Origin of the sequence: Streptomyces sp. NPDC048523, from assembly GCF_043199815.1 — a bacterium.
Lineage (GTDB): Bacteria > Actinomycetota > Actinomycetes > Streptomycetales > Streptomycetaceae > Streptomyces.
Map to the genome: position 1 here is coordinate 103,584 of NZ_JBICWQ010000001.1, position 21,837 is coordinate 125,420.

Below are 21,837 nucleotides of genomic sequence, written 5' to 3' on the forward strand. Positions count from 1 at the left end.
TCAGCCGATCCCGAGCTGCGACTCGAGGGACTGGTACGCGCCCAGGTCGGACTTGGTGACCAGGCCCACGCCGGAACTCAGGGTCGAACCGTCCTTCTCCAGGTACGGCTTGACGAGCGCCATCGTCTTGTCCTTACCCAGCACCTTCTCCGCGGCCAGGATGTACGCCCCCGTGTAGCCCTGCTGGTACGGCATCTGCACGACGGTCCCGGAGATCACGCCGGACTTGATGAACTTCAGCGTCTGGGCGTCGGAGTCGTCGGAGACGATGTGCACGGACGAGGTCTTTCCGGCCGAGGTGACCGCCTGGGCCAGCGCGGGACCGTCGTAGGAGTAGACGCCGTACAGGCCGTTGACGTCCGGGTTGTTCGCGAGGATGGTCTCCGCGTCCGAAGTCGCCGTGCTGGCCTGGAGGTTGTCGTTGACCTTCTGGGCGACCGTGATCTTGGTGCCCTTGAGCGCGGCCTCGAAGCCGGCGATGCGCTGGGTGGCGTTGGAGGCCGTGAGGGAGCCGACCAGGATCGCCACCTTGCCCTTGCCGCCGAGCACCTGCTTCATCGCGGTGCCCGCCTGGAAGCCGGCGGTGTAGTTCGGGGTGCCCAGGTAGAGCGAGGCGGCGTCGGTGCCCGGCAGCGGGGAGTCGATCGCCAGGACGCCGATGCCCTTCTGGACGTCGGTGTGGATGGTGCCCGCGGCCGAGGTCGGGTCGATGGCCGAGATCGAGTAGCCGGTGACGCCCTGCGAACGCAGGGTCTCCAGCTCCGAGTTCTGCTCGGTGAGCTTGCCGCCGGGCGGGGCGAAGTAGGTGCACTTGCTCTTCGCGATGCCGAGGTCGGAGCAGCCCTTGAGGAAGCCGACCTGCCCGGCCTTCCAGTAGTCGGCGGCCACGTTCACGACCATCGCGATGTCGACCTTGGACAGGTCCTTGCCGGCCAGTGCGGACTTCAGCGCCGCGTCGAGCTTGGCGAGGTTCGTCTGGTTGAAGGTGACCGAGCCGGCCAGCGCGACCGGGGCGGCGGCCTTGGTACCGGCCGAGCTGGACGCGTCGGAGCCGCCCGCGCTCTTGGAGCAGCCCGCGGCGGCGAGCGAGAGGAGCACGGCGGTCGCGGTGGCGAGGGTGCGGGACCTTCTGGTGCGGAGCATGGGAATCAGCGCCCTTCTTGGCGTGTCTGGTTGGCGTGTCTGTTTGGTGTCTCGGGATGGGTGGGAACGCGGGGAACGCACACCTGTTCATGGGCATGCCGGTGCCGGGGAGACGGGGCAGGTGTGGGGGCCACTGGGAAGCGGCACGTGGCGGAGGGCGCCGTAGTCGCCGGGCGGGGGGGGCTCATCGACGTGAGCGCGGCCGGGACGCGGGTTGCCTGACAAAACGTCAGAATCATGAAGAGGCCGACCGCTTGGGGCGGTGGACCGGCGTGGAGTCCTTGCGCGTGTCGGGGACGTCACGGCCGATCGCTCATGGTCGGCGCATCGACTGCCCCAACGGCACGCGGGTCACAACAGGGCGTGCTGGTAAGGGAGTTGGTACCGGAGTGCTAACAAGGGCGGGTCATGTCGGACTTTCCGTTCGAGGTCGCGGGCGGGTCGCCGAGGTCCGCACCACGAGGCTGGGCGGGATGACGATGTGGGGTCTGTCACCGGACGCCGGGATCCCGGCGTCCGGATCGCCGACGAGCTCGATCAGCGCGCGCAGGGCGCGGCGGCCGAGTTCGTCGAAGTCCTGGCGGACGGTGGTCAGTGACGGGCCGAAGTACTCGGTCTCCGGCATGTCGTCGAAACCCACGACACTGATGTCCTCCGGCACCCGGCGCCCTGCCTGCTGCAGAGCCCGCAGCAGACCGAGGGCCAGGTGGTCGTTGGCGCAGAACACCGCGGTGACCTCGGGGTCGGCGGCGATCCGAAGGCCGTGCTCGTATCCGGTACGAGCCGTCCAGTCGGCGCCGGCCGACGGTTCGGGCACCGGAGCCCCCCGCTTCTCCAGGGCGGCACGCCAGCCGGACTCGCGTTCCTGCGCGTCGAGCCAGGAACGCGGCCCGACCAGGTGGTGCACCGTGCGATGGCCGAGGTCGAGCAGGTAGGAGGTGGCCAGCTCGGCACCCGCCTCGTTGTCCACGGCGACCGAGACCAGCGCGGTGTGCGTGCCACAGCCGACCGCGACCAGGGGCACGTCCGCCGGCACGTTCGCCAGTGCGCCCACCGCGGCGGTCTGCGGCGCGATGACGACGATCCCCGCCACGTTCTGGTCGCGCAGCCGGTCCACGGCGTCCAGCACCGAATGCCGGTCGAGTGTGCCGACCGCCGCCACGGTGACGAAGTAGTCGTGCTCCCTGGCCGCCCGCTCAATGCCGTAGAGCATGCAAGCGGGGCCGTACAGCGTGGTGTTGAAGCTGATCACGCCCAGGGTGCGGGTGCGGCGGGTCGCCAGGGTGCGGGCGGCGGCGTTGGGCCGGTAGCCGAGTTCGCGGACGGCGGCCAGCACGCGTTCCCGGGTGCGGGGCCGGACGTTGGGGTGGTCGTTGAGGACCCGGGAGACGGTCTGGTGCGAGACTCCCGCGATCCGGGCCACGTCCGCCATCACCGGTGCGCGATCGCCGTCCATGTCCCGCCTCCTCACACACCGTCGTGTCGTTGTCGATCAGCTGCTTCTCCGGTGGGAGCGGCACGCCGTTGACCGAATTGTTAGCGCACACATTCCCCGTGGGCAAGGCAACTCGGGCCCCTCGATCACCGGTTTTCGGGACTTCGACGCACTGGCAAAGAGCCCTTTGACCTGGAGTTATTGATCGGCCCAGCGTCCGTTCCGGCATCGCCGCGTGCCCGGGTAAACAGACGGCACAGCTTTTGTTTCCGCACTCTTGACTGTTCGACCGTGTTGACCCCGTATTCATCCGGCCGTAAAAAGACGGTGCCACGAGAGCGGCCGTCCAACTCACCGACCGCACGAGAACGGCACCCGCACAAGTCACCCACTCCGGACCCATCCGCCGCCCTGACCAGCAGACACTCCCCACGACGCTGCTCGATCTGCGGATCGCCCAGTCCGGCTCTCCCCTCCCCTCCCCTCGCCCTCCTGTCCGGCTCGCATGTGTGCCGATCTCCGAGGGCCCGAGATGTTAGCGCCCACATTTCCGCTCTCCCGGAGCACACAGCGCCGGACGAGAAGAACGCACGACGGAAGAGGTTCACCGTGACAGGTCGAACGAGTCGAGTCGGTCGAGTGACAGGCCGAGTGATAAGTCGAGTGCGAGGCTCGCGCCGGAGAGGGCTCCTGCTGACTCTGGGCGCGATCCTCACGCTCGTCGGGGGCATCCTGGCCGGGGTCGTCGGCACCGCGGGCTCAGCAGCGGCCGCCACGTCCCTGCCCTGTGACATCTACGCCTCCGCGGGCACCCCGTGCGCCGCGGCACACAGCACGACGCGGGCGCTCTACGCCTCCTACGGCGGCTCGCTCTACCAGGTCAAGCGCGCTTCGGACGGCGCGACCACCAACATCGGCGTCCTGAGCGCCGGCGGCTACGCCAACGCAGCGGCGCAGGACTCCTTCTGCTCCGGGACGACCTGCACCATCACCAAGATCTACGACCAGAGCGCGAACCACAACGACCTGACCATCGAGGGGCCCGGCGGCAACGGCGGCCAGGACGTCGGCGCGATCGCCGACGCCCTTCCGGTCACGGTCGGCGGCCACGCGGCGTACGGCGTCTTCGTGTCCGCCGGCGTCGGCTACCGCGACAACAGCACCACGGGCATCGCCACCGGCAGCTCCCCCGAGGGCGCGTACATGGTCACCAGCGGCCACCACGTGAACAACCGCTGCTGCTTCGACTACGGCAACGCCGAGACGTCCGGCAACGACACCGGCAACGGCCACATGGACGCGATCAACTTCGGTACGGAGTGCTGGTTCTCGTGTTCCGGCGCCGGATCGGGCCCCTGGGTCGAGGCGGACCTGGAGAACGGGCTCTTCTTCGGAGGGAACGGCTCGAATTCGAACAACAAGGGCAACTCCAGCGAGTTCGTCACCGCGTTGGAGAAGAACAACGGCACCACGACCTACGCGATCAAGGGCGGCAACGCACAATCGGGCTCACTGACCACCTGGTACAACGGCGCGCTCCCCAACCTCGGCGGATACACCCCGATGCACCTGGAGGGCGCCATCGTCCTCGGCACCGGCGGTGACAACAGCAACGGCTCGGACGGCTCGTTCTTCGAGGGCGTCATGACCTCGGGCTACCCGACCGACGCCGCCGACAACGCCGTACAGGCCAACATCACCTCCGTCGGTTACACCACCCCGGCCGCCAACTTCCCGGTCGCCGGCACCGCCTACCGCCTGACCAACGCCAACTCCGGCAAGGTCCTGGACGCGGTCAACTGCGGTACCGCCAACGGCACGTCGATCGACATCTGGGCCTCGCTCGGCAACACCTGCCAGCAGTGGAAGTTCGCCAGCGCGGGCAACGGCCACTACACCATCAGCAACGTCAACAGCGGCACGGTCCTGGACGACAAGAACTGCGGGCAGAGCAACGGCACGGCCGTCCAGCTGTGGGCCTCGCTCGGCAACAACTGCCAGCAGTGGGACGTCACCAAGTTCGGCAGCCACTACACGATCACCAACGTCAACACCGGCATGGCGCTGGACGTGGCGAACTGCGCAACGACCAACGGCACGGCGGTCCGCCAGTGGCAGCAGCTCGACAACGCGTGCCAGCAGTGGAACATCGCGCCCTGACCTGAACGGTCGGGTCGCCGCGGGCCCGTCGGCCTTCCCCCTCCCGCCGCCGACGGGCCCGCGCTTCATCGGTTCATCCGGGTTCACCCGGTTACCTCTGACACGAAGGAACTGCGCATGCCCTCAGAAGCCGCCGGACCGTCCCGCAGGACCGTCCTGACCGCCATCGGTGTCACGTCCCTGGCCGGGACCTTCGCCGGGTCCGTCCCCGCTGCCGCCGCTCCCGCAGCCGTGGCCGCTCCCGTCGCCCTCCCCGCCGCGGCCGCGCACTGGAGCTTCGACGAAGGCGCCGGCACCACCGCCGCCGACGCGTCCGGCAACGCCCACACCGCCACGCTCCAGGGCGCGGCCGGCTGGGACACCGGCAAGGTCGGCGCCCACAGCCTGAGCCTCACGGCAGGTGGCAACGCCACCGCGTCCGGGCCGGTCGTCGACACCTCGAAGGCCTTCTCGGTGGCCGCCTGGGTCAACCTCGCCCAGCTGGGCGGCTACCAGACCGCGGTCAGCATCGACGGCACGGTGGTCAGCGCCTTCTACCTCGGACTGCGCGACGACACCGGCACCTTCGCCTTCGCCCGCCTCGCGTCCGACGCCACCCAGGGAGCCGCCGTCGCGGCAGCTGCCTCCGCCCCGACCGCCGGCACGTGGACCCACCTGGTCGGCGTCAGCGACGCCGCGGCCGGTGTCACCCGCCTGTACGTCAACGGCGTATTGGAAGGGGAGACGGCCTACACCGCGGGCTGGGCCGGCACAGGGGCGACCGCGGTCGGCCGCGCGCTGTACGGCGGTGGACAGGTCGACCAGTGGCACGGCCTGATCGACGACGTACAGCTGTTCCCGACCGCCCTCACCTCGGACCAGGTGGCGACGCTGGCCGGCGTCCCGGTGGAGTCGACAACACCGCTGCTGAGCGTGGACGTGGCGAATCCCGCGCACGCGGTCTCCCCCATCCTCCCGGGCCTGATGTTCGAGGACATCAACCACTCCGGCGAGGGCGGCATCTACGCCGAACTGGTGCAGAACCGCTCGATGATGGCCAGCGACACATCACCGGTCCACTGGTCCGTGGTGGGCGGCACAACACTGACGCTGGACACGGCCACGCCGTTGAACGAGGCGCTGAACCGCTCCCTGAAGGTGACACTGCCGAGCGGTACAGGGGCCGGCAGCCGAGCCGGTGTGGCGAACGACGGCTTCTGGGGCATCCCGGTCCGCCCCCGAACCACCTACACGGCCCGCCTCTTCGCCAAGGCATCACGCCGGATCGGCCCCCTCACGGTGTCCATCGAGTCGGCCGACGGAGCGACGGTGTACGCCTCCGCGAGGATCGCGCACATCGGTACGGCCTTCCCCGACCGCCCCTTCGAACTGACCCTGCGCACGGGTGCGGGCGCCCCGGTGACGGGCGACGCGAGGCTGACCGTCACCACGGCCGACCCGACCGCCGCGGGCGAGACGCTGTGGCTCCAGCACGTCTCCCTCTTCCCGCCCACCTACAACAACCGCCCCAACGGCCTGCGCGTCGACCTGATGGAGAAACTGGTCGCCCTGAAGCCGAAGTTCCTGCGCTTCCCCGGCGGCAACTTCCTCGAAGGCAACACGATCGCGACCCGCTTCAACTGGAAGAACACGATCGGCCCGGTCTGGGAGCGCCCCGGCCACATGGACGACGCGTGGGGCTACTGGTCCACGGACGGACTGGGCCTCATGGAGTACCTGCACTGGGTCGAGGACATGAAGGCCCAGCCCGTCCTGGCCGTCTTCGCCGGCTACGCCCTGCAGGGCGAACACGTCACGGGCGACGCGCTCAAGCCGTACATCCAGGACGCCCTGGACGAGATCGAGTACGTGACGGGTCCGGTCACCAGCACCTGGGGCGCCCGGCGTGCGGCCGACGGCCACCCGAAGCCGTTCCCCCTGGAGTACGTGGAGATAGGCAACGAGGACTGGTTCGACGGATCGGGCTCGTACGACTCCCGCTTCGCGGACTTCCACGACGCGATCAAGGCGAAGTACCCGCACCTGAAGCTGATCGCGACGACGACGGTGACGAGCCGCACCCCGGACCTGATCGACGAGCACTACTACCTGGCCCCGTCCGCAGCCCAGGCCGCCACCCACAAGTACGACAACAGGGACCGCGCTTCGACGAAGGTGTTCGTAGGAGAGTGGGCCGCGCAGGAGGGCCGCCCGACCCCCGACCTCAACGCGGCGTTGGGCGACGCGTCCTGGCTGGCCGGCCTGATCCGCAACTCCGACCAGGTCCTGATGGAGTGCTACGCACCCTTGTTCTCCCACGTGAAGAACAACGTCTGGGCCACCAACCTCATCGCCTACGACAACCTCACCAGCTACGTCTCCCCCAGCTACTGGGCGCAGCAGATGCTGACGAGCAACCTGGGAGACACGGTCCTGCCGGCCACGGCACGCGCGCTGCCGGGCCTGGCGACGGTGGCCACGCGCTCCGGGAAGCGGCTGTACCTCGCGGTGGTGAACTACGGGACGGAGAAGGTGGCTGTGCCGGTGGAGCTCCACGGCTTGGCGAAGGGGGTCAGGAGGAACGCCACGGCCACGGTCCTGACGGGCCCGTCACCGACGGCGACGAACACCCTGACCGAGCCGACGACACTCGTCCCCAAGACGACGGGAGTAACGGGAGCAGGACCGACGTTCACGACGACCCTGCCACCGCTCTCGGTCACGGTCCTGGAACTCACCTTGGCCTGATACCTGTACCGCCTCAACGCTGCTGGATGTCAGTGATCTCCACGGAGAGCGCTGTGCTGCTCGCCGAAGCGGTGCTGATCAGAGACGGTCTGTAGCTGAGGCTGGTCTGATCCGTCAGCTCGGCGGTCTGGATGACCGGCCCGGACTCGTCGCCGTGGATCTCGTAGGTGATCTCGTGGACGGCGTCCGGGTCGAGGTCCCCGCTGCTGCCCAGGTAGGTGAGCTCGGGTTCCACGGTCACGTTGCAGCCCGCTGATCCGAAGCAGTGTCGCGCGGTGGTGCGCAGGTCGATCGAGAAGCTGTCGGCGTCGATGTCGGCGTACGTCGGTTCCGGGTCCGGCTCCATGACGGGGCTGACGGCGCCCGCGTCCGGGACGCTCGACGCCGCGACGCCGGCCGGCTTGCCGTCGTCGTTCGTGGGCCGCACGACGACAACGCCTGTGGTGACGATCGCGGCGATCACGGCGGCGGCCGAGCCGATCACGATCGCGCTGGTGCGGTGCCTCCGTGGCGGAGTCGGCATCGCGGGCGGCGGGAAGGTGGGCGGCGGAGGGGTGGTCGGCCCACGCGGCCGGCGACTACAACGTCTGTATGGCCCAGCTCGTTACGACGTGGTCTTCATCCGGGTCCGCTTAACCGGTCTGCCAGGGTCCAGGGCAGACCGGGCTCCGCTACGGCGGCCTTCCGACGACCCCGGCACCGGCCGCCGTTTCAGGGAACGCAGGCGGAGTTGTTCTCCCTCGGGGCAGTGGGGGCTCAGCGCTCCGCGCGGCGGGCCAACAGGACCGAGTCCTCGGCCTCGACCGGTCCGGTCTCCCGTTTGAGCGTGCGGGAGCGCTGCTCCACGACGACGGGCTCGAAGTCGTCGGGCAGGCCGGGAAGCAGTTCCGCGGCCAGGAACATCGCTTTGCGGTGGCTCTCGGACAGGTGCGTGAACTCGGGCGACGGCGCATGTCCCACTACCAGGAGCAAGCCGCCGGGGGCGACGGCCGCGGCGAGGCGGCGGGTCACGTCGACCATGCCCCCGTCCGGGGCGTGCAGGTAATGGGTGGTGACGAGGTCGTACGAGCGGTCGCCGGCCTCGAAGGTCCTGGCGTCCACCTGCCACCAGTCGACCCGATCGGCCACGTCGGCCTGCTCGGCGTGGCGGGCGGCACGGGCCAGGCCCTGGGGCGAGAAGTCGGCGCCGGTCACCCGCCAGCCCTGTCCGGCCAGCCAGACCACGTCACCCCCCTCTCCGCAGCCGACGTCCAGCGCTGTGCCAGGGGTGAGCTCACCAGCGGTGACGACGAGTTGCGGATTGGGCTCGCCACTCCAGAACCGCTCCTGTCCCGCGTACCGCTCGTCCCAAGCCGACGGCTCGAACATCTCGGCGGCCGCCTGCTCGTCGGGCTCGGCGCTTCGGCCGTGCTCGTGGTGTCCTGACACCGGATGCCTCCCGCTGCTCGTGATGCTGTGCCACGCCGTCCCACTCGGGCGCGTTGTCGATGGTGCTCGTACCTGCGCCGATTCGCACGCGAAGTTGCCGGACCGGCAAACGGCGGCCCCCTGAACAGCGAGGCGCACGGTCCGGAACAGGTGAGGCGTCCTGGACCATTGGCGGGATGAGTCTCCTCGCTCGTCCGGGCCGCATGCAGGGGCCCAAAAGCGGCCCCGGCCCGGTCGACCGCGCACGCCTGGGCAGCAATCACCACATCATCACCAACAGCCAGGGCATCCCGCTCGCGGTGCAGCTGACCGGATCCCGGCCGTGGCCGAGTCGTCGGCCTGCCACGGAGGCGGCTGCCGGTCGTGGCTGTGAAGTGCAGCGGCCGACCCTGCCCATCTCAGGCCAGGTGCATTTGCTGGTCAGCCCGCCGCGGGGCGCCCGAGCCCGCGTGGGCCCGAACCGCTCGGGCAGACCCCTCCAGGGCATCCCGGTACGGAACTTGAACACGATGCCCTCAAGGACCTGGCGTGGATTACGCCGACCGGCCCGCGCTACGACCCGCAGGCTGCAGCGACGCCTCGGTCACCATCCACGTGAGGTCCTCGTCGGGGATGGGGAAGTCCGCAAGAAATCAACTGCGGCCCTCCTCAAGGCCGGCGGCGGCAGCGGGATCGGCTGGGCGGAAGCATGCCGTGACTGTCTTGCCGTGCCGTTGGCACCTCGTCCCCCACTCATCGGCGAGCTTGCCCACGATGGACACTCCGCGGCCGGAGACCGCGCCCTGCTCCGGTTCACGCTGCCGCGGCAGCGACGGGTCCTCGTCGTGGACGCTCACCTGAAGACAGTCACCGTCCCAGGTGAGGACCAGGTGTGCGTCGCTGTGCGCGTGGATGTGCGCATTGGTGATCAGCTCGGACACCGCCAGCACGATGGAGTCCACCGTGTCCGGTTCGGCAGCGGTCCAAGGCAGCGACTCAAGACGCCTGCGCGTCCACTCCCGGCCGACGCGCACTCCTTCGGACACGGGGAACGAATGCGCCCACCCCATCGCCTTCACCGCCACTGGCCGACTTCCTCTCCTTGGCCCACGAAAATCGCGTCACGCACCGTGTACCCGGCCCTCGTGTCGACAGGCATGGCAGTGAACCTGCAGGCCACCGAACGGCGTCGGCAGCCCCGCAACCGCACCGCCACTGGCGGCGCACTGGTGACCGCGACGCCGCGCGGGCTTCCTGTGCTCCGTGCTGTGCCGCCTCACCGGTCCGCGTTCTGACGTCGAAGGCCGTCGAGGACGACGTTCATCAAAGGCCGTGCCTTTGCTTCCCATTCGTCCCAGTCCAGTCCGCGATTTCGATCGGGTTCGGTGCCACGCTGCCGGCTCAAGTGCTGCCAGGACGCCGTACTTGATCTCGGCGTAGTCGATCATCCGGTCGAGCCAGTGACGCAAGGCTTCCACGGGCTCGTGTTCCGTCGGCAGAGCAGAGGCGGCGGTCACGAGTTCTTCGACGTCGCGCCGGCAGACCTCCGCGAGGAGCGCTTCACAGTTGGGAAAGTTCCCGTAGAGCGTCCCCTAGCCTATGCCGGCGCACTTGGCGATCTCGTTGAGGTGGACGTGGTGGGACTCGGCGAGGGCCGCGCGGGCGGCCTCGACGATACACGTGCCGAAGCGGCGTTCGGCCATACGCGCTTTCACCGAGGGCATCGCCCCTCGGAACGGCGGAACCGCGATGGCCTCAGCCCTCCGGTGACGGGCGCAGCAGTTGTTCGATCAGGCGTTCCTTGGCGAGGGCGAGGTGGCGTCGGTAGGTGCCGTAGGGCACCCCGAGTCGTCGGGCGGCGGCTTTGTGGGTGCGGGGGGCTGTGATGTAGGTGGTGGTGAGGGCCTCGTGGGCTTTGACGCCCGCCGGGTCGGTCTGTATCGCGTCGAGCGCGGTGGTGATGGCGCCGCGCAGCTCCGCGACCGGATCGGGGGAACCCGGCGCCACGAGATGGGAACGCACCAGGACACTGGTCGCGAATTCGCGCGGGGTGTGCCAGGTGCGCAGCGCCTCCAGCACGCCTTCCTCGAACGCGGCGCGCGGCAGCTGATCGCCCGGGCCCCTCACGGGGGCGGTTGCGGGCCATGTCGTCAGGGGCGCGAGTGCGGTGCGCGCCCAGTGTTGCACCCACTCCTCCACTGGTTGTTGTCGCCAGTCCCGGCCGAAGACGTGCTGTCGCAGGCCGCCGACGTCAACGGCCGCGACTTCCTGTATGCCCGCCTCGGCGAGGTAGCGTCCCCACCGGTCGGCGTCTTCGAAGACGGTGAAGGTCACCGCGCGTCCGTGGCTCCTCATCTCCTCGGCGATGGTGCGCCGGCTGCTGAGTTCCATCAGGGGCGAGGGCCGCTGTCGCCCGCCGGGCTGCACCGCGAAGCGCCGGATGCCCAGGTGCTCACCCGCTCCCAGCGGAGCGGCCCTCTCCACGAGGTCCCAGACCGCCGCGATCACCGGGTCCACGGCGCGGTCCTCGGGCAGCGCTGCCTCCAGCCGCAGGATCGCCATGAACGAAACAGGTGTGGTGGAGCCGGTGTAGCGGTGGACTCGGAAGGCCTCCGGCTGGCGGCGCAGCCAGTACGCGACCACGGCCGCCGACGCCGGGCCCTCGGCCTCCTCGGCCATCCGCAGCACAGAGGGCACATCGTCGGGCCGCAGCAGAGCGTCCTCGATGTGCGGGTGCTTGCGGTGGTCGTACAGGTTGTCCGGACGGTCGTGGTCGCGGAAGAGGAACATCCACTCCGCGATGCGTAAGAGCGCGTCGTCGGCGGTGGCGGACCGCACGGCCTGCAGACCGGCGAGCGAGACGCGGGCGCGGACATCGTCGTAGCGCTCGGGATCCCGCCAGCGCAGGTCGGCCTCGAGGGTCGCCCGCACCGCATCATGCGGGTACAGCCCCTCCGGTGTGACCTCGATGTACGGCAACTGACGCAGCCAGGAGAACACCATATGGGTGTCCTCGTCACCCAGCACCGCGCGCAACAGCGGCTCGCGGGTCACATACGCCTGCGCAACGACCTCAAGGGCGCGCCGATGGACGGCGCTGGGCAGGTCACCCACCAGCCGCTCCACCAAGCTCGTCAAGGTGTCGCCCGTGGGCTCCCACGGCGCACCCGGCGCGGCCGGGGGCACAGAGGCGGCCAACGACAGAGCCAGCGGGCTGCCCCCCGCGAAGGCCACGAAGGCACCGCGCTGCTCGGCAGGAACACCCCGCGCCGCGAGCAGCGCATCGGACTCGGCGGGATCCAGCGACCGCATCGGCAGTGCGGTGAACAGCTGCGCCCACCCGGGATCCAGCGACCACTCGGCGTCGGGAGCAGTCCGGCCGGCCACCACCACGATCACCCGGTCGGCAAGCCGCAACAGAAAACTCTCACGCAACCACGCCTCCAGGGGCTGACACTGCTCGAAGGTGTCGATGAGCAGCACCACACCGGATTCGACGCACGCCGCAGCGGCCGCCTCCTCCAGCCGGCGCGGATCCGCGTCCAGGAACCGTCCATCCACACGCACCACCCGGCGCCCCGCCAGCTCCGCCTGCCGAGCGGCATAGCGCACCAGCGAAGACTTCCCGATACCACCGGGACCGTGCAGATACGCCACAAGCGGAGCATCCCGCGCCCCCGACAGCATCCGGTCAAGCACCCCCCGCTCCCGCTCCCTTCCCACCAACGCACCGGCCCGAGCCTCCGCCAGCCGATCCACCAAACCCACCACACCCAATCCGGGCTCCTTTCGTCAGGCCCATTTTGCCGTCGAAGATCGGTTCGATGAAGCGCTTTCTAAGTGAGTGGTACCGAGCGCGGAGCAGCATCCCGGGACGGGAGGCGCCGCTCGGAAGTCTGGGCAGCATCGACTCGGCGCCGTGCGGGTTCTGCGGGTCAGTCCCTGTCCTCGGCGTGGCTCGTCGCTTCCCTTGCCACTGAGTCGAGCGGGACGTGCCGTATCCCTACCTGCATGGTCTGGGTGGAATCCTCACGCTCCGGCTCTGCGGCGGCGAGGCGCGGCCGAGCGGGGCGGCGTCGAGCGCATGTGGTCGCGCACCGGAGCCAGCAGACCGGCGAGGGCCTTGACGTCGTCGCGCGACAGCGGCTCGAACAGCAGGCGGCTGACCACTTCGACATGCCCCGGCAGCACCTTCGCAAGCAGCGCACGCCCGGCATCGGTGAGGGTGACGGTGATGCTCCGTTCGTCGTCCGGCGAGGGAGCTCGGACGACCAGGCCCTCCTTCTGGAGCAGATCCACCTGGTAGGTCAGGCCACTGCGGCTGTAGACGACGCCGTCGGCCAGGTCGGTCATGCGGTGACTGCCCGTCGGTGAGTCCCCGAGGCGGGCCAGCAGCTGGAACTGCACATAGCTGAGGTCGCCGGCCTCGCGCAGCTGCTGCTCGACCGCGTGCCGGAGCAGGCTGGTCACCTCGATGAGGTCGAAGTAGGCGCCGAGTTGCACGGGGTCGAGCGACGGCGGTGAATCAGGCATGACCGAAGTCTACTGCTTCGAATTCGAAGCGTGTGGCGTGTCGGCTGCCGGCCACCACAGGCGGCGCCGGAACGGAGAGCCGGGACCTGGTGAGCGCGGGGTCCAGGCAGCGTCGCGCCCGACTGAGCACCGCAGAGCATGGAGATCGGGCATTGGCGCGGCGCAGGGTTACGAACAGGAGGACGGCGCCACCGCCCACCTATCCCCGGGGATCGGCCATGAGCATCCCCTACCTCGCCCAACGTGAGGACCAGCAGCAGTTCGAATGGATCGGCGGAAGCGTCTTCAGCGTGCTGCTCGACGCCGAGGCGACCGGTGGGCAGCTGACCGTCGGCCGCTTCGACGTCAGCAAGGGCGAGGCACCGCCGATCCACGTGCACAACAACGAGGACGAGGTGTTCCTGCTCCTGTCGGTTCGGCGCTGGTGTGGGCCGGTGACGAGGAGCACGAGTGATGGGAGCTCGGCATCGTCTTCCTGCCCGCCGGATCCCCCACGGCTACCGCATCACCTCCGAGAAGGCGGACCTCCTGCTCATCGCGACACCCCACAGGGCTTCGAGATCCCGATGCAGCTGCTCGCCGAAGCCGCAGAACTGTCCGGCGATGTCGTCCTCGGCCCTCCCCGGTGACGGTACGACAGCCCGGCCGCAGGGAAGAAGCCATGAACACGAAGCCGGGATGAGCACCGCCATGAGGAGCCCGGTGTCCCTGGCTGTCACCTGCGCCGACGTCGGACATGGGCACCCCACCCGCCTGCTCGCGGACGTGGCCCTCCTCCGGCCCGTGTCAAGGTCGTCGTCCTCGGCTGTTGATCAGTCCCGTAGACCGCCGAGCGCCAGGACCGTCATCGCCACCGTGGCCCCCGTCGCCACGGCGAAGCCGCCGTGTGCACCGCCCGCATCCACAACCCGTCCCGCGACCGCCGCTGCGCCCGCTGATCCTGCGGCGCTTGCGGAGCTGCCCCAGGTGAACGCCTGGGTGAGGACGGCGCGCGGGACCGACGACTGGGTGAGCACGGTAGTGACGATCAGCAGGACGGGGACTGCGAGTCCGGTCAGGGCGAGGGTGGCGCCGATCGCGAGGGGTGCATCGAGGATGGTCAGCGGGAGGCTCGCGAGGGTGAGGCCGGCTGCGGCCGCGGCCTGGTGGCGTCGGGGTGAGCCGCCGTGACGCCATGCTCCGTAGGTCCAACCTCCCACCAGGTTGCTGCAGTTGGAGGCGAAGTAGAGCAGGGCTGCCGCGTCCGGTGTGCCGCGTTCGACGGCGTATGCGGTGACGGACACCTGCATCGCGCCGAAGAACACCCCGAGCGTGAGGCCGAGCGCGACCTGCCGTAGGAATGCGGCGCGAAGCAGGGCGCGTCCGGCGTGCCGGCGTTCGGCGTGACCGGTGAGGGGCGGCGTGGTGCGACGCTGGGCGGCGAGGGCGAGCCCGCCGCCGACGACGAGCGTGGCGGCGAGCAGTACGCCGACGCCCGGGCGGCCGGCCGCACCGAGGACGCTCACCAGGGCGGGACCGGCCAGGTAGGACACGCCGTTGGCAAGGGCCTCCAAGGCGAAGGCGGTGGGCAGTGCGGCCGCCCGCTCGCCGGAGAGCAGGGCGGACCAGCGAGCGGCGGACAGGGCGCTGAGCTGGGGCAGCGTTGCCCCGACGAGGACTCCCGCAACGAGGTCCGGAACGGCGCCGGTGAGCAGCAGTGCCACGGCCCCCGCGTGTGCGCCCAGCGCCCAGGGAAGCACCTGTGTCTGCCCGAACCGGTCGGCAAGGCGCCCGATCTGCGGCCCGGCGACGGCGTCCGCGACAGCGAACCCGCCGGTGACGAGACCCGCAGCGGCATACGACCCGGTGCGTGCGTGCACGAGCCAGACAATGCCGATCCCTGTCATGGCGAGGCCCACCCGCCCGACAACGGAGGGAAGGAAGAACGCCGCGGCACCCGAAGTGCGCAGCAGAGTGCGATAGTTCGCCGAAGCCGAAGGCACGGCGCATCCCTTTCGCCGCCCGGCGGGACGCGCCAACGGGGTCGTCGGCGTCCTGATGTGCCGACCCGTGGCTGCGCCTGAAGCCGTCCAGTTGGTGGCGTGGAGCGGGGACGCGCACCCCACGCCGACTCCGTCACCGGGCAGATGTCATGTGGCAGTTGATGACCTCCTTGAGCGTAGAGGAACGGCGTACGGAAGCGAAGAACACCGTCATTTTGATGGCGGGCTGGGGCCCGCCCCGGTAAGTTGGTGATCTTCGGGCGGTGTCAACTCCCGGAGTCCTCGAAGGCGAACGTCCATGACGAACCTCGACCCATCCCGCGCCCGACTTCGCCTCGACGCCGCACTGGATGGCCTGGCAGCCACCTTCCGGGGGATGACCGCCCACCCCGACGAGCACAACTGCGACTGCCACTGGGGCAGCGCGGAAGATCTTGCCCAGCTCAAGGTGGCGGACACGGAGCTGGACCCCGACCTCCTGCGACGCACATGGGAGGCCATCGACTGGAGCGACCACGCATCCGTCCTCCGCAGGATCCTGCCCCAGTTCGCCACGGCCCTGGCCCACGGGCACATCGAGCCCCTCTTCGGCATGGAAACGGTCGGGCGCTCGTTCGCACTCGGCCACTGGCGGCGGTGGCCTGCTGGACAGGCCGCGGCAGTCGAGGAGTTCCTGCACGCCTGGTGGGCGTACACGCTCACCGATCCGGATCCCGCCGTACCCGCGCACGAGGTCCTCATAGTGAGCGCCGAGGCATCTGGCGCCCTGAGCCCGTGGCTCCGCACCTGGGAAGCAGTGACCGGCCCCGCGGCCGACCAGCACCTGGCCGAAGCGGCGGCACAGTGGGAGTACGACCTGCTCGGTGACCAACTGCCCTGGAATGCTTGGGAGAACGAGGAAGAGATGCGCGCCGAGCTGACTGTCTGGCTGGTTCGCCACGCTCCAACTCGGCTACGTGCCATCGGTGTGTCCGAAGAACTGCTTCACCGGATACGGCTGCTCGGGGTCACCGGTCCCGACCGCTGGGAGGACCCGCACTGGCCCGGCCACCGCTACTGATCCCCGAACGGCACCGTGTAGCGACGCGACGGGCGTCGCGGCCGCGCGCCGCGGCGGCCGCTCAGAGGTGGCCGTCCAGGAACTTCCGCACCTCGGCGACGGTCATGGGCCCCGTGTCGTGCGCCACCGCCTCTCCCTCCTTCAGCAGGACGCAGGACGGGGCTCCCGTGATCCCGTATCGCTCGGTTGCGGCCGGACAACGTGTGATGTCGGTGCGGACGACCGTCAGGCGGCCCGTGTAGTCGTCGGCGATGCCACCCACGACGAGGTCCATCACCCGGCAGGGCTCGATCGCCTTGGGCCAAGTCCCGGTGAAGTATGCGAGGACCGGAACTGCGCTCATCCCGAGGATGAAATCGAACTCCGCGTCCTCACGGGGTCGGTGAACCCGCATCGCCATGGAAGCTCCTGGCCTCACGTTCCGTCATTGCGTCCCCATCATCCCCCGCATCCCCACCATCCCTCGCGCGGTGTGGCAGGCCCACGAGCTCCCCGGGGTCCTGGGGCCGCTCGCGGACGCGGTCGTGGAGGTCGGCGTACGCGTCAGCCGACCCGAAGACCGACCGCCAGCGTCAGTTCGAGAACGCGGTGCGGCGATGCGAGATCCGGAAACAGCTCCCGCACCTGCGCCATCCGGTACCGGACTGTCTGGGGATGGATGAACAGCGCCGCCGCCACCTCATCCCGCCTGCCCTGGTGCAGCAGCCACGCACGCAACGTCTCCTCCAGCCGCCGTGCGGTCGCGTCGGGCAGGGCCCGCAACGGTGCGAGGGCTCGGGCGCGCAGGTCTGCGAACGCGTCCCCGTCGGCGCTGAGCACCAGCTCGGGCAGGTGGTCCTCGGTGTCGCGAATGTCGGAGGAGAGCAGGCGCGCGCGTACGGCTCGGGCGTACGAGGCGGACGCGCGAGTCCATGGCCGGGGCGGGCCGACCACGGCGGTGCGGTCGGTCAGCTGCCGCAGGAGATGCGATCGGTCGGCATCGGGGACGAGCAGCACACCGGTGGCGTCCGGCAGATCGTCGAGGACGAGGGTGCTCGGGTCGAGAGCGCGGTAGGCAGGGCGGGCCTGGGCGGCGGGCAGCAGGACCGCGGTCAGCGAAACCGGAGGCTGCCACCCGGCCCGTTGAGCGGAGGCCAGCAGCGCGTCCGGGCTCGCGCCGGCGAGGAGGTCTCGGGCCAGGTGTTCCAGGTGGCGTTCTTGGTCCCTGCCGCGAGCGGCCAGTTCGTCGGCGTGGCCCGCGGCGCTCGCGGCGGAGAGCTCGTCGATGTAGGCGAAGGTCAGCTCGGCGAACTTGGCCACCTCGGCGGCGGGCAGGCCTGCCGGTACGGCACCCGCCGCCAGGCATCGCCAGGCCACGCGGGCGCCGACGCGGTAGGCGCTGAGCAGGGCGTCCATCGAACGGCCGTCCCGCACCTCGCCGCGGCCGAGCTCGTATGCTGCGTCACCGGCGTCCACGCCTTTGGTCTTTCCGCTCGCGAGGTCCAGGTAGTGGCCCAGGGCGGTGCGGACGGCTCGGCGGATGGTGCCGCCCATGCTGCCCGAGAGGGCGTTGGCGTAGGGGGGGACCTCGTCGATGATCGCCTGGACGACTTCGTCGGCGGTGGTCTTCAGCGCCGCCCGAAGTGCGGTGACCGTCGTCTCATTCAGGGCCAGTTCGCTGGCCCTCTGGATTGCATGGCTCACGTTTCTGTTCCCTGCGAACAATTCAACCAGCCAGATTTACGTCCTACGGTCAGGACTTTACGCCCTGAGGCGCAGCAAGCTGGAGTCATGACGAGTACAGCCCTCCGCAGCAGGGCTTGGAAACTGCTGGAGATGGTCACGACGCCGCTATTGCCGTCGGACTACCTCGACCTGGTCAGCCCGCTGCGCGCGGGCGCTGACCTGCGTGGGCGCATCGAGGCCGTGCACCCCGAGACCGATGACGCCGCGACTGTCGTGATCAGGCCGGGACGGGGCTGGCGCGGTCACACGGCCGGTCAGTACGTACGGATCGGGGTCGACGTCGACGGGGTGCGCCTGTGGCGTGCCTACTCCATCACCTCGCCGACGAACCGCCCGGACGGCCGCGTCACGATCACCGTGAAGGCGATCCCGGACGGCAAGGTCAGCAACCACCTGGTCCGTAGAGCGAAACCGGGCACGCTGATCCAACTCGACCAGGCGACCGGTGACTTCGTGCTGCCGCAGGCCAGGCCCGCCAAGGTGCTCTACCTGACGGCCGGCAGCGGCATCACGCCCGTGATGGGCATGCTGCGCGACACCGAGTTCGACGACGTCGTCATGGTCCACTGCGCGCCACGGCCGCAGGACGTGATCTTCCGCAACGAACTGCACGACCTCGTCGCGGACAAGAAGCTGCGGCTCACCGAGGTGCACAGCGACGCAGACGGCCAGCTCGACATCGCCCGTCTCGCCGAACTCGTGCCCGACTGGACCGAGCGCGAGACCTGGGCCTGCGGGCCCACGGGCCTGCTCGACGCCGCCGAGAAGCACTGGAGCGAGCACGGCGTCCCGGAGCGCCTGCACATCGAACGCTTCCGCCCCAGCATCGTCGTCGCCGGCGACGGCGGCGAGGTCACGTTCAGCACCACCGGCAAGACCGTCGACGCGGACGGCGCCACGCCGTTGCTGGACGTCGGCGAGGAGGCCGGCGTGCTCATGCCGTCCGGGTGCCGCATGGGCATCTGCTTCGGCTGCGTCACGCCGCTCAAGGCGGGCGCCGTCCGCGACCTGCGCACCGGCGAGATCACCGAGGCCGAGCCGGGCGTCCTCATCCAGACCTGCGTGTCCGCCGCGGCGGGCCCTTGCGACATCGACCGGTAGGAGCACCTTGACCGCCATCGACCCCACCGCCCACCTGACCGCAGAGCAGATCGAGGAGCTGGGCCGGGAACTCGACGCGATCCGCGACGAGGTGATTGCCGCCCGCGGCGAGAAAGACGCCGCCTACATCCGCAAGGTCATCTCGGCACAGCGCAAGCTCGAGCTGGTCAGCAGGGGCGTACTGCTGTTCTCGATCTTCCCGCCCGCGTGGCTGCTCGGCACCGCCGGGCTGTCCGTGGCGAAGATCATGGACAACATGGAGATCGGCCACAACATCCTGCACGGCCAGTGGGACTGGATGCGGGACCCGAAGATCCACTCCACCACCTGGGACTGGGATCACGTCTCGCCGGCCGAGCAGTGGAAGCACTCGCACAACGAGCTCCACCACACGTACACCAACGTGATCGGCAAGGACAACGACCTCGGCTACGGCATCATGCGCGTCGACGAGGACCAGAAGTGGCACCCGATCCACCTCGGCCAGCCGCTGTGGAACTTCCTCAACGCCTGCTTCTTCGAGTACGGCATCGCGGCGTACGACCTGGAGCTCGGCAAGAACCTGGACAAGCGCTGCCGCAAGAACCCGGAGTTCCGCGCGCGGGCCAGGGCCGTGGGCCGCAAGATCCGCAAGCAGGTGCTCAAGGACTACGTGATCCACCCGCTGCTGTCGGGTCCGTCGTTCCTCCCCACGCTTGCCGCCACGTTCACGGCGAACCTGGTCCGCAACATCTGGTCCCACTCGGTGATCATGTGCGGGCACTTCCCCGAGGGCGTGCAGGTCTTCGAGCGCCGCTCCATCAAGGGCGAGACACGCGGCCAGTGGTACCTGCGCCAGATGATGGGCTCGGCGAACATCAGCGGCAGCAAGGCCATGCACTTCATGACCGGCAACCTGTCGCACCAGATCGAGCACCACCTGTTCCCGGACCTGCCGAGCAACCGGTACGCCGAGGTCGCGGTGAAGGTGCGCGCGCTGTTCGAGAAGTACGAGCTCGACTACGTCACCGGCCCGCTGCCCAAGCAGGTGTTCTCCGCGTGGCACAAGGTCTTCCGGCTCTCGCTGCCGAACAAGAAGCCCAAGGTCGAAACGCCGGACCGCGAGCGGGAGCTCGTCGCCGCCTGATTCCCGGTATCGGTTCAGATCTCTCGGCCGTCCCGGTGCCACCGCCGGGCGGCGAGATCTCTGGCGGATGGTGGGCGACCGCGACGGAGTTCAGAGCACAGCTACGGCGAGGTGTTGCAGTGCGTCTCCGACCGCCACGGGCGGGCCACTCTCCCACCACCTCGGTCCGCATCGCCGAGGAGGGTCACGGCGAGTCCAGGTGACGGACGACGACTCCGGGCAGCGCAGCAGAAGGCTGGACTCCCGCCGCCCGCCTTACGTCCGGTGCGCCTCGGAGTGCCGTCCGAGCAGCCGCCACCTTCTTCGCGCCCGGAGTCCTTCAAGCGCCTGAGCCGGCCCCGATCGCCGAAAACGCCATCTCCCTTGTCGTACTGATCAACGACGGTCTACAACAGTGAGCGTGACCAACGCTTTCGCACCACCACCGAACGGTCAGCTCTCCCGGACGCCGGCACCCGTTCCTGCGGACAGGAGGCGGTGGACCAAGGAGTCGGCCGGAGGCATGTTCGCGGGCTTCGCGGCCTTTTGGTGCGCCCAAGTGCTGCTCTTCGAACCTGTCGGCCATCTGCTTCCCGACTTCGAGCACACAGCCACCAGCGTCGCGGGAGTCCTCGCCGCTGCGGCCGCCTATCCGCTCGCCAAGCGGTGGCTCAAGCGCCTGCCTCCCTCGGACCATCCCCAGCGATAGACCCGTCCGCGACAGACTGGCGACAACCGTCTCAGGCCTGCTCTCGGTGAGCGACGGCGGAAGATGGAGTCCACGACGAAGGTGGGCGTACGTGCCGGTCGATGATGGCGGTGCTCTCGAGGGAGCGGCCAACGTGCCAGGACACCTCACGTCAAGCCGTAACTCGCGTGGGCCGGTATCGCTGGGCTACCGCCCCCGACCGGAACTCACGGCGGTCCACGAACTCGAGCTGAATGCGCCCGCGCAGACCGGCGAGCAACGTCGGCCCGTGTCCGGCAAGGACCGGCTGAACAACGAACTCGTACTCGTCGATCAGTCCCAGATCTGCCAAAGCCAGGGGGAGTGTCACGCCGCCCACCCACAGGCCCTCGCCTGACTCCTGCTTGAGCCGCTGAACCGCTTGCCCCAAGTCGCCTCGCACCAGGTCGGCATTCCAATCGACCCCGCTCAGCGTGCTCGACACGACGTACTTCTTCGCCCGGTCGATGGTCTCGGCGAACGGGATCTGCCACTCATCCATCCACTCAGGCCATGTGCCCGTGGCCGGCTTCCGCCATGCCGACTCCATCATCTCGTAGGTCGCCCGGCCGAACAGCAGGGCATCGGCTCGCTCCATCTCAGCGGTCCAGTAGCGCATCGACTCCTCGTCCGGGGGGAGCCCTGCCTCGTGATGACAGCAGCCGTCGAGCGTCACGTTGATCGAATATCGCAGTGGTCTCATCTCGTTGCTCTCCCTTGATGCGCGCCCCG

The 21,837-nt window shown here is 69.4% G+C and carries 19 protein-coding genes and 2 pseudogenes; 8 read left to right on the forward strand and 13 right to left on the reverse strand.

Annotation, left to right across the window (positions count from 1 at the left end):
* On the reverse strand, window positions 1–1,143 hold the full coding sequence (locus tag ACGFWE_RS00415) for a substrate-binding domain-containing protein (RefSeq protein WP_352385650.1): 1,143 nt from the start codon (window positions 1,141–1,143) through the stop codon (window positions 1–3).
* Window positions 1,144–1,549: 406 nt separating this feature from the next.
* Window positions 1,550–2,599, reverse strand: coding sequence for a substrate-binding domain-containing protein (locus ACGFWE_RS00420; protein ID WP_393596803.1), 1,050 nt, complete (start codon window positions 2,597–2,599; stop codon window positions 1,550–1,552).
* A gap of 630 nt (window positions 2,600–3,229) precedes the next feature.
* Here ACGFWE_RS00420 and ACGFWE_RS00425 point away from each other — a divergent pair.
* Together ACGFWE_RS00425 and ACGFWE_RS00430 are read left to right on the forward strand one after the other, a co-directional pair.
* Window positions 3,230–4,738 (forward strand): arabinofuranosidase catalytic domain-containing protein, encoded by a 1,509-nt coding sequence (locus ACGFWE_RS00425; protein ID WP_393596805.1) that lies wholly within the window; start codon window positions 3,230–3,232, stop codon window positions 4,736–4,738.
* A 117-nt stretch (window positions 4,739–4,855) separates the two neighbouring features.
* Window positions 4,856–7,465, forward strand: coding sequence for an alpha-L-arabinofuranosidase C-terminal domain-containing protein (locus tag ACGFWE_RS00430; RefSeq protein WP_393596807.1), 2,610 nt, complete (start codon window positions 4,856–4,858; stop codon window positions 7,463–7,465).
* Window positions 7,466–7,478: 13 nt separating this feature from the next.
* Here ACGFWE_RS00430 and ACGFWE_RS00435 read toward each other — a convergent pair whose 3' ends face one another.
* Both ACGFWE_RS00435 and ACGFWE_RS00440 read right to left on the reverse strand, forming a co-directional pair.
* Window positions 7,479–7,988 carry a hypothetical protein gene (locus tag ACGFWE_RS00435; protein WP_393596809.1) on the reverse strand — a complete coding sequence of 170 codons (510 nt, stop codon included), beginning with the start codon at window positions 7,986–7,988 and terminating at the stop codon, window positions 7,479–7,481.
* Window positions 7,989–8,221: 233 nt separating this feature from the next.
* Window positions 8,222–8,893, reverse strand: coding sequence for a class I SAM-dependent methyltransferase (locus ACGFWE_RS00440; RefSeq protein WP_393596811.1), 672 nt, complete (start codon window positions 8,891–8,893; stop codon window positions 8,222–8,224).
* Window positions 8,894–9,102: 209 nt separating this feature from the next.
* Here ACGFWE_RS00440 and ACGFWE_RS00445 point away from each other — a divergent pair.
* Window positions 9,103–9,210 (forward strand): annotated as a pseudogene (locus ACGFWE_RS00445) (IS5/IS1182 family transposase); the annotation flags it as partial.
* 134 nt (window positions 9,211–9,344) lie between these two features.
* Here ACGFWE_RS00445 and ACGFWE_RS00450 read toward each other — a convergent pair.
* The 5 genes and pseudogenes from ACGFWE_RS00450 to ACGFWE_RS00470 form a co-directional block, all read right to left on the reverse strand.
* Window positions 9,345–9,443: pseudogene (locus ACGFWE_RS00450) on the reverse strand (transposase); the annotation flags it as partial.
* Window positions 9,444–9,525: 82 nt separating this feature from the next.
* Window positions 9,526–9,957, reverse strand: coding sequence for an ATP-binding protein (locus tag ACGFWE_RS00455; RefSeq protein WP_352385640.1), 432 nt, complete (start codon window positions 9,955–9,957; stop codon window positions 9,526–9,528).
* A 507-nt stretch (window positions 9,958–10,464) separates the two neighbouring features.
* Window positions 10,465–10,587: a hypothetical protein gene (locus ACGFWE_RS00460; RefSeq protein ID WP_393596813.1), complete on the reverse strand. Its 123-nt coding sequence runs from the start codon at window positions 10,585–10,587 to the stop codon at window positions 10,465–10,467.
* 40 nt (window positions 10,588–10,627) lie between these two features.
* Window positions 10,628–12,643 (reverse strand): AAA family ATPase, encoded by a 2,016-nt coding sequence (locus ACGFWE_RS00465; protein WP_393598873.1) that lies wholly within the window; start codon window positions 12,641–12,643, stop codon window positions 10,628–10,630.
* Window positions 12,644–12,901: 258 nt separating this feature from the next.
* On the reverse strand, window positions 12,902–13,405 hold the full coding sequence (locus ACGFWE_RS00470) for a MarR family transcriptional regulator (protein ID WP_352385638.1): 504 nt from the start codon (window positions 13,403–13,405) through the stop codon (window positions 12,902–12,904).
* Between the two features lie 218 nt (window positions 13,406–13,623).
* Here ACGFWE_RS00470 and ACGFWE_RS00475 point away from each other — a divergent pair, with 218 nt between their 5' ends.
* Window positions 13,624–14,034: a cupin gene (locus tag ACGFWE_RS00475; protein ID WP_352385636.1), complete on the forward strand. Its 411-nt coding sequence runs from the start codon at window positions 13,624–13,626 to the stop codon at window positions 14,032–14,034.
* A 183-nt stretch (window positions 14,035–14,217) separates the two neighbouring features.
* On the opposite strand, the gene ACGFWE_RS00480 is transcribed toward ACGFWE_RS00475, so the two are convergent.
* Window positions 14,218–15,387, reverse strand: coding sequence for an MFS transporter (locus ACGFWE_RS00480; RefSeq protein ID WP_393596816.1), 1,170 nt, complete (start codon window positions 15,385–15,387; stop codon window positions 14,218–14,220).
* A 298-nt stretch (window positions 15,388–15,685) separates the two neighbouring features.
* Here ACGFWE_RS00480 and ACGFWE_RS00485 point away from each other — a divergent pair, with 298 nt between their 5' ends.
* On the forward strand, window positions 15,686–16,447 hold the full coding sequence (locus tag ACGFWE_RS00485) for a hypothetical protein (RefSeq protein ID WP_393596818.1): 762 nt from the start codon (window positions 15,686–15,688) through the stop codon (window positions 16,445–16,447).
* Between the two features lie 61 nt (window positions 16,448–16,508).
* On the opposite strand, the gene ACGFWE_RS00490 is transcribed toward ACGFWE_RS00485, so the two are convergent.
* Window positions 16,509–16,847 (reverse strand): thioredoxin domain-containing protein, encoded by a 339-nt coding sequence (locus ACGFWE_RS00490; RefSeq protein WP_352385630.1) that lies wholly within the window; start codon window positions 16,845–16,847, stop codon window positions 16,509–16,511.
* A gap of 143 nt (window positions 16,848–16,990) precedes the next feature.
* Window positions 16,991–18,130, reverse strand: a complete 1,140-nt coding sequence (locus ACGFWE_RS00495; RefSeq protein ID WP_393596820.1) for a PucR family transcriptional regulator — start codon at window positions 18,128–18,130, stop codon at window positions 16,991–16,993.
* An 87-nt stretch (window positions 18,131–18,217) separates the two neighbouring features.
* On the opposite strand from ACGFWE_RS00495, the gene ACGFWE_RS00500 reads away from it, so the two are divergent.
* The 3 genes from ACGFWE_RS00500 (at window position 18,218) to ACGFWE_RS00510 (ending at window position 21,087) form a co-directional block, all read left to right on the forward strand.
* Window positions 18,218–19,273, forward strand: a complete 1,056-nt coding sequence (locus ACGFWE_RS00500) for a ferredoxin reductase (RefSeq protein ID WP_393596822.1) — start codon at window positions 18,218–18,220, stop codon at window positions 19,271–19,273.
* Window positions 19,274–19,280: 7 nt separating this feature from the next.
* Window positions 19,281–20,399, forward strand: a complete 1,119-nt coding sequence (locus ACGFWE_RS00505) for a fatty acid desaturase family protein (protein ID WP_393596824.1) — start codon at window positions 19,281–19,283, stop codon at window positions 20,397–20,399.
* Window positions 20,400–20,799: 400 nt separating this feature from the next.
* Window positions 20,800–21,087 carry a hypothetical protein gene (locus ACGFWE_RS00510; RefSeq protein ID WP_393596826.1) on the forward strand — a complete coding sequence of 96 codons (288 nt, stop codon included), beginning with the start codon at window positions 20,800–20,802 and terminating at the stop codon, window positions 21,085–21,087.
* A 151-nt stretch (window positions 21,088–21,238) separates the two neighbouring features.
* Here ACGFWE_RS00510 and ACGFWE_RS00515 read toward each other — a convergent pair whose 3' ends face one another.
* The gene (locus ACGFWE_RS00515) at window positions 21,239–21,781 is read right to left on the reverse strand and encodes a dihydrofolate reductase family protein (protein ID WP_393596828.1); all 543 of its coding nucleotides are present in this window, start codon (window positions 21,779–21,781) and stop codon (window positions 21,239–21,241) included.
* Window positions 21,782–21,837: the final 56 nt, after the last annotated feature.

Coding starts and splice junctions, on each gene's coding strand:
- ACGFWE_RS00420 (WP_393596803.1), bottom strand. CDS start 2,599: ATGGACGGCGATCGCGCACCGGTGATGGCGGACGTGGCCCGGATCGCG.
- ACGFWE_RS00415 (WP_352385650.1), bottom strand. CDS start 1,143: ATGCTCCGCACCAGAAGGTCCCGCACCCTCGCCACCGCGACCGCCGTG.
- ACGFWE_RS00430 (WP_393596807.1), top strand. CDS start 4,856: ATGCCCTCAGAAGCCGCCGGACCGTCCCGCAGGACCGTCCTGACCGCC.
- ACGFWE_RS00475 (WP_352385636.1), top strand. CDS start 13,624: ATGAGCATCCCCTACCTCGCCCAACGTGAGGACCAGCAGCAGTTCGAA.
- ACGFWE_RS00490 (WP_352385630.1), bottom strand. CDS start 16,847: ATGGCGATGCGGGTTCACCGACCCCGTGAGGACGCGGAGTTCGATTTC.
- ACGFWE_RS00485 (WP_393596818.1), top strand. CDS start 15,686: ATGACGAACCTCGACCCATCCCGCGCCCGACTTCGCCTCGACGCCGCA.
- ACGFWE_RS00500 (WP_393596822.1), top strand. CDS start 18,218: ATGACGAGTACAGCCCTCCGCAGCAGGGCTTGGAAACTGCTGGAGATG.
- ACGFWE_RS00470 (WP_352385638.1), bottom strand. CDS start 13,405: ATGCCTGATTCACCGCCGTCGCTCGACCCCGTGCAACTCGGCGCCTAC.
- ACGFWE_RS00435 (WP_393596809.1), bottom strand. CDS start 7,988: ATGCCGACTCCGCCACGGAGGCACCGCACCAGCGCGATCGTGATCGGC.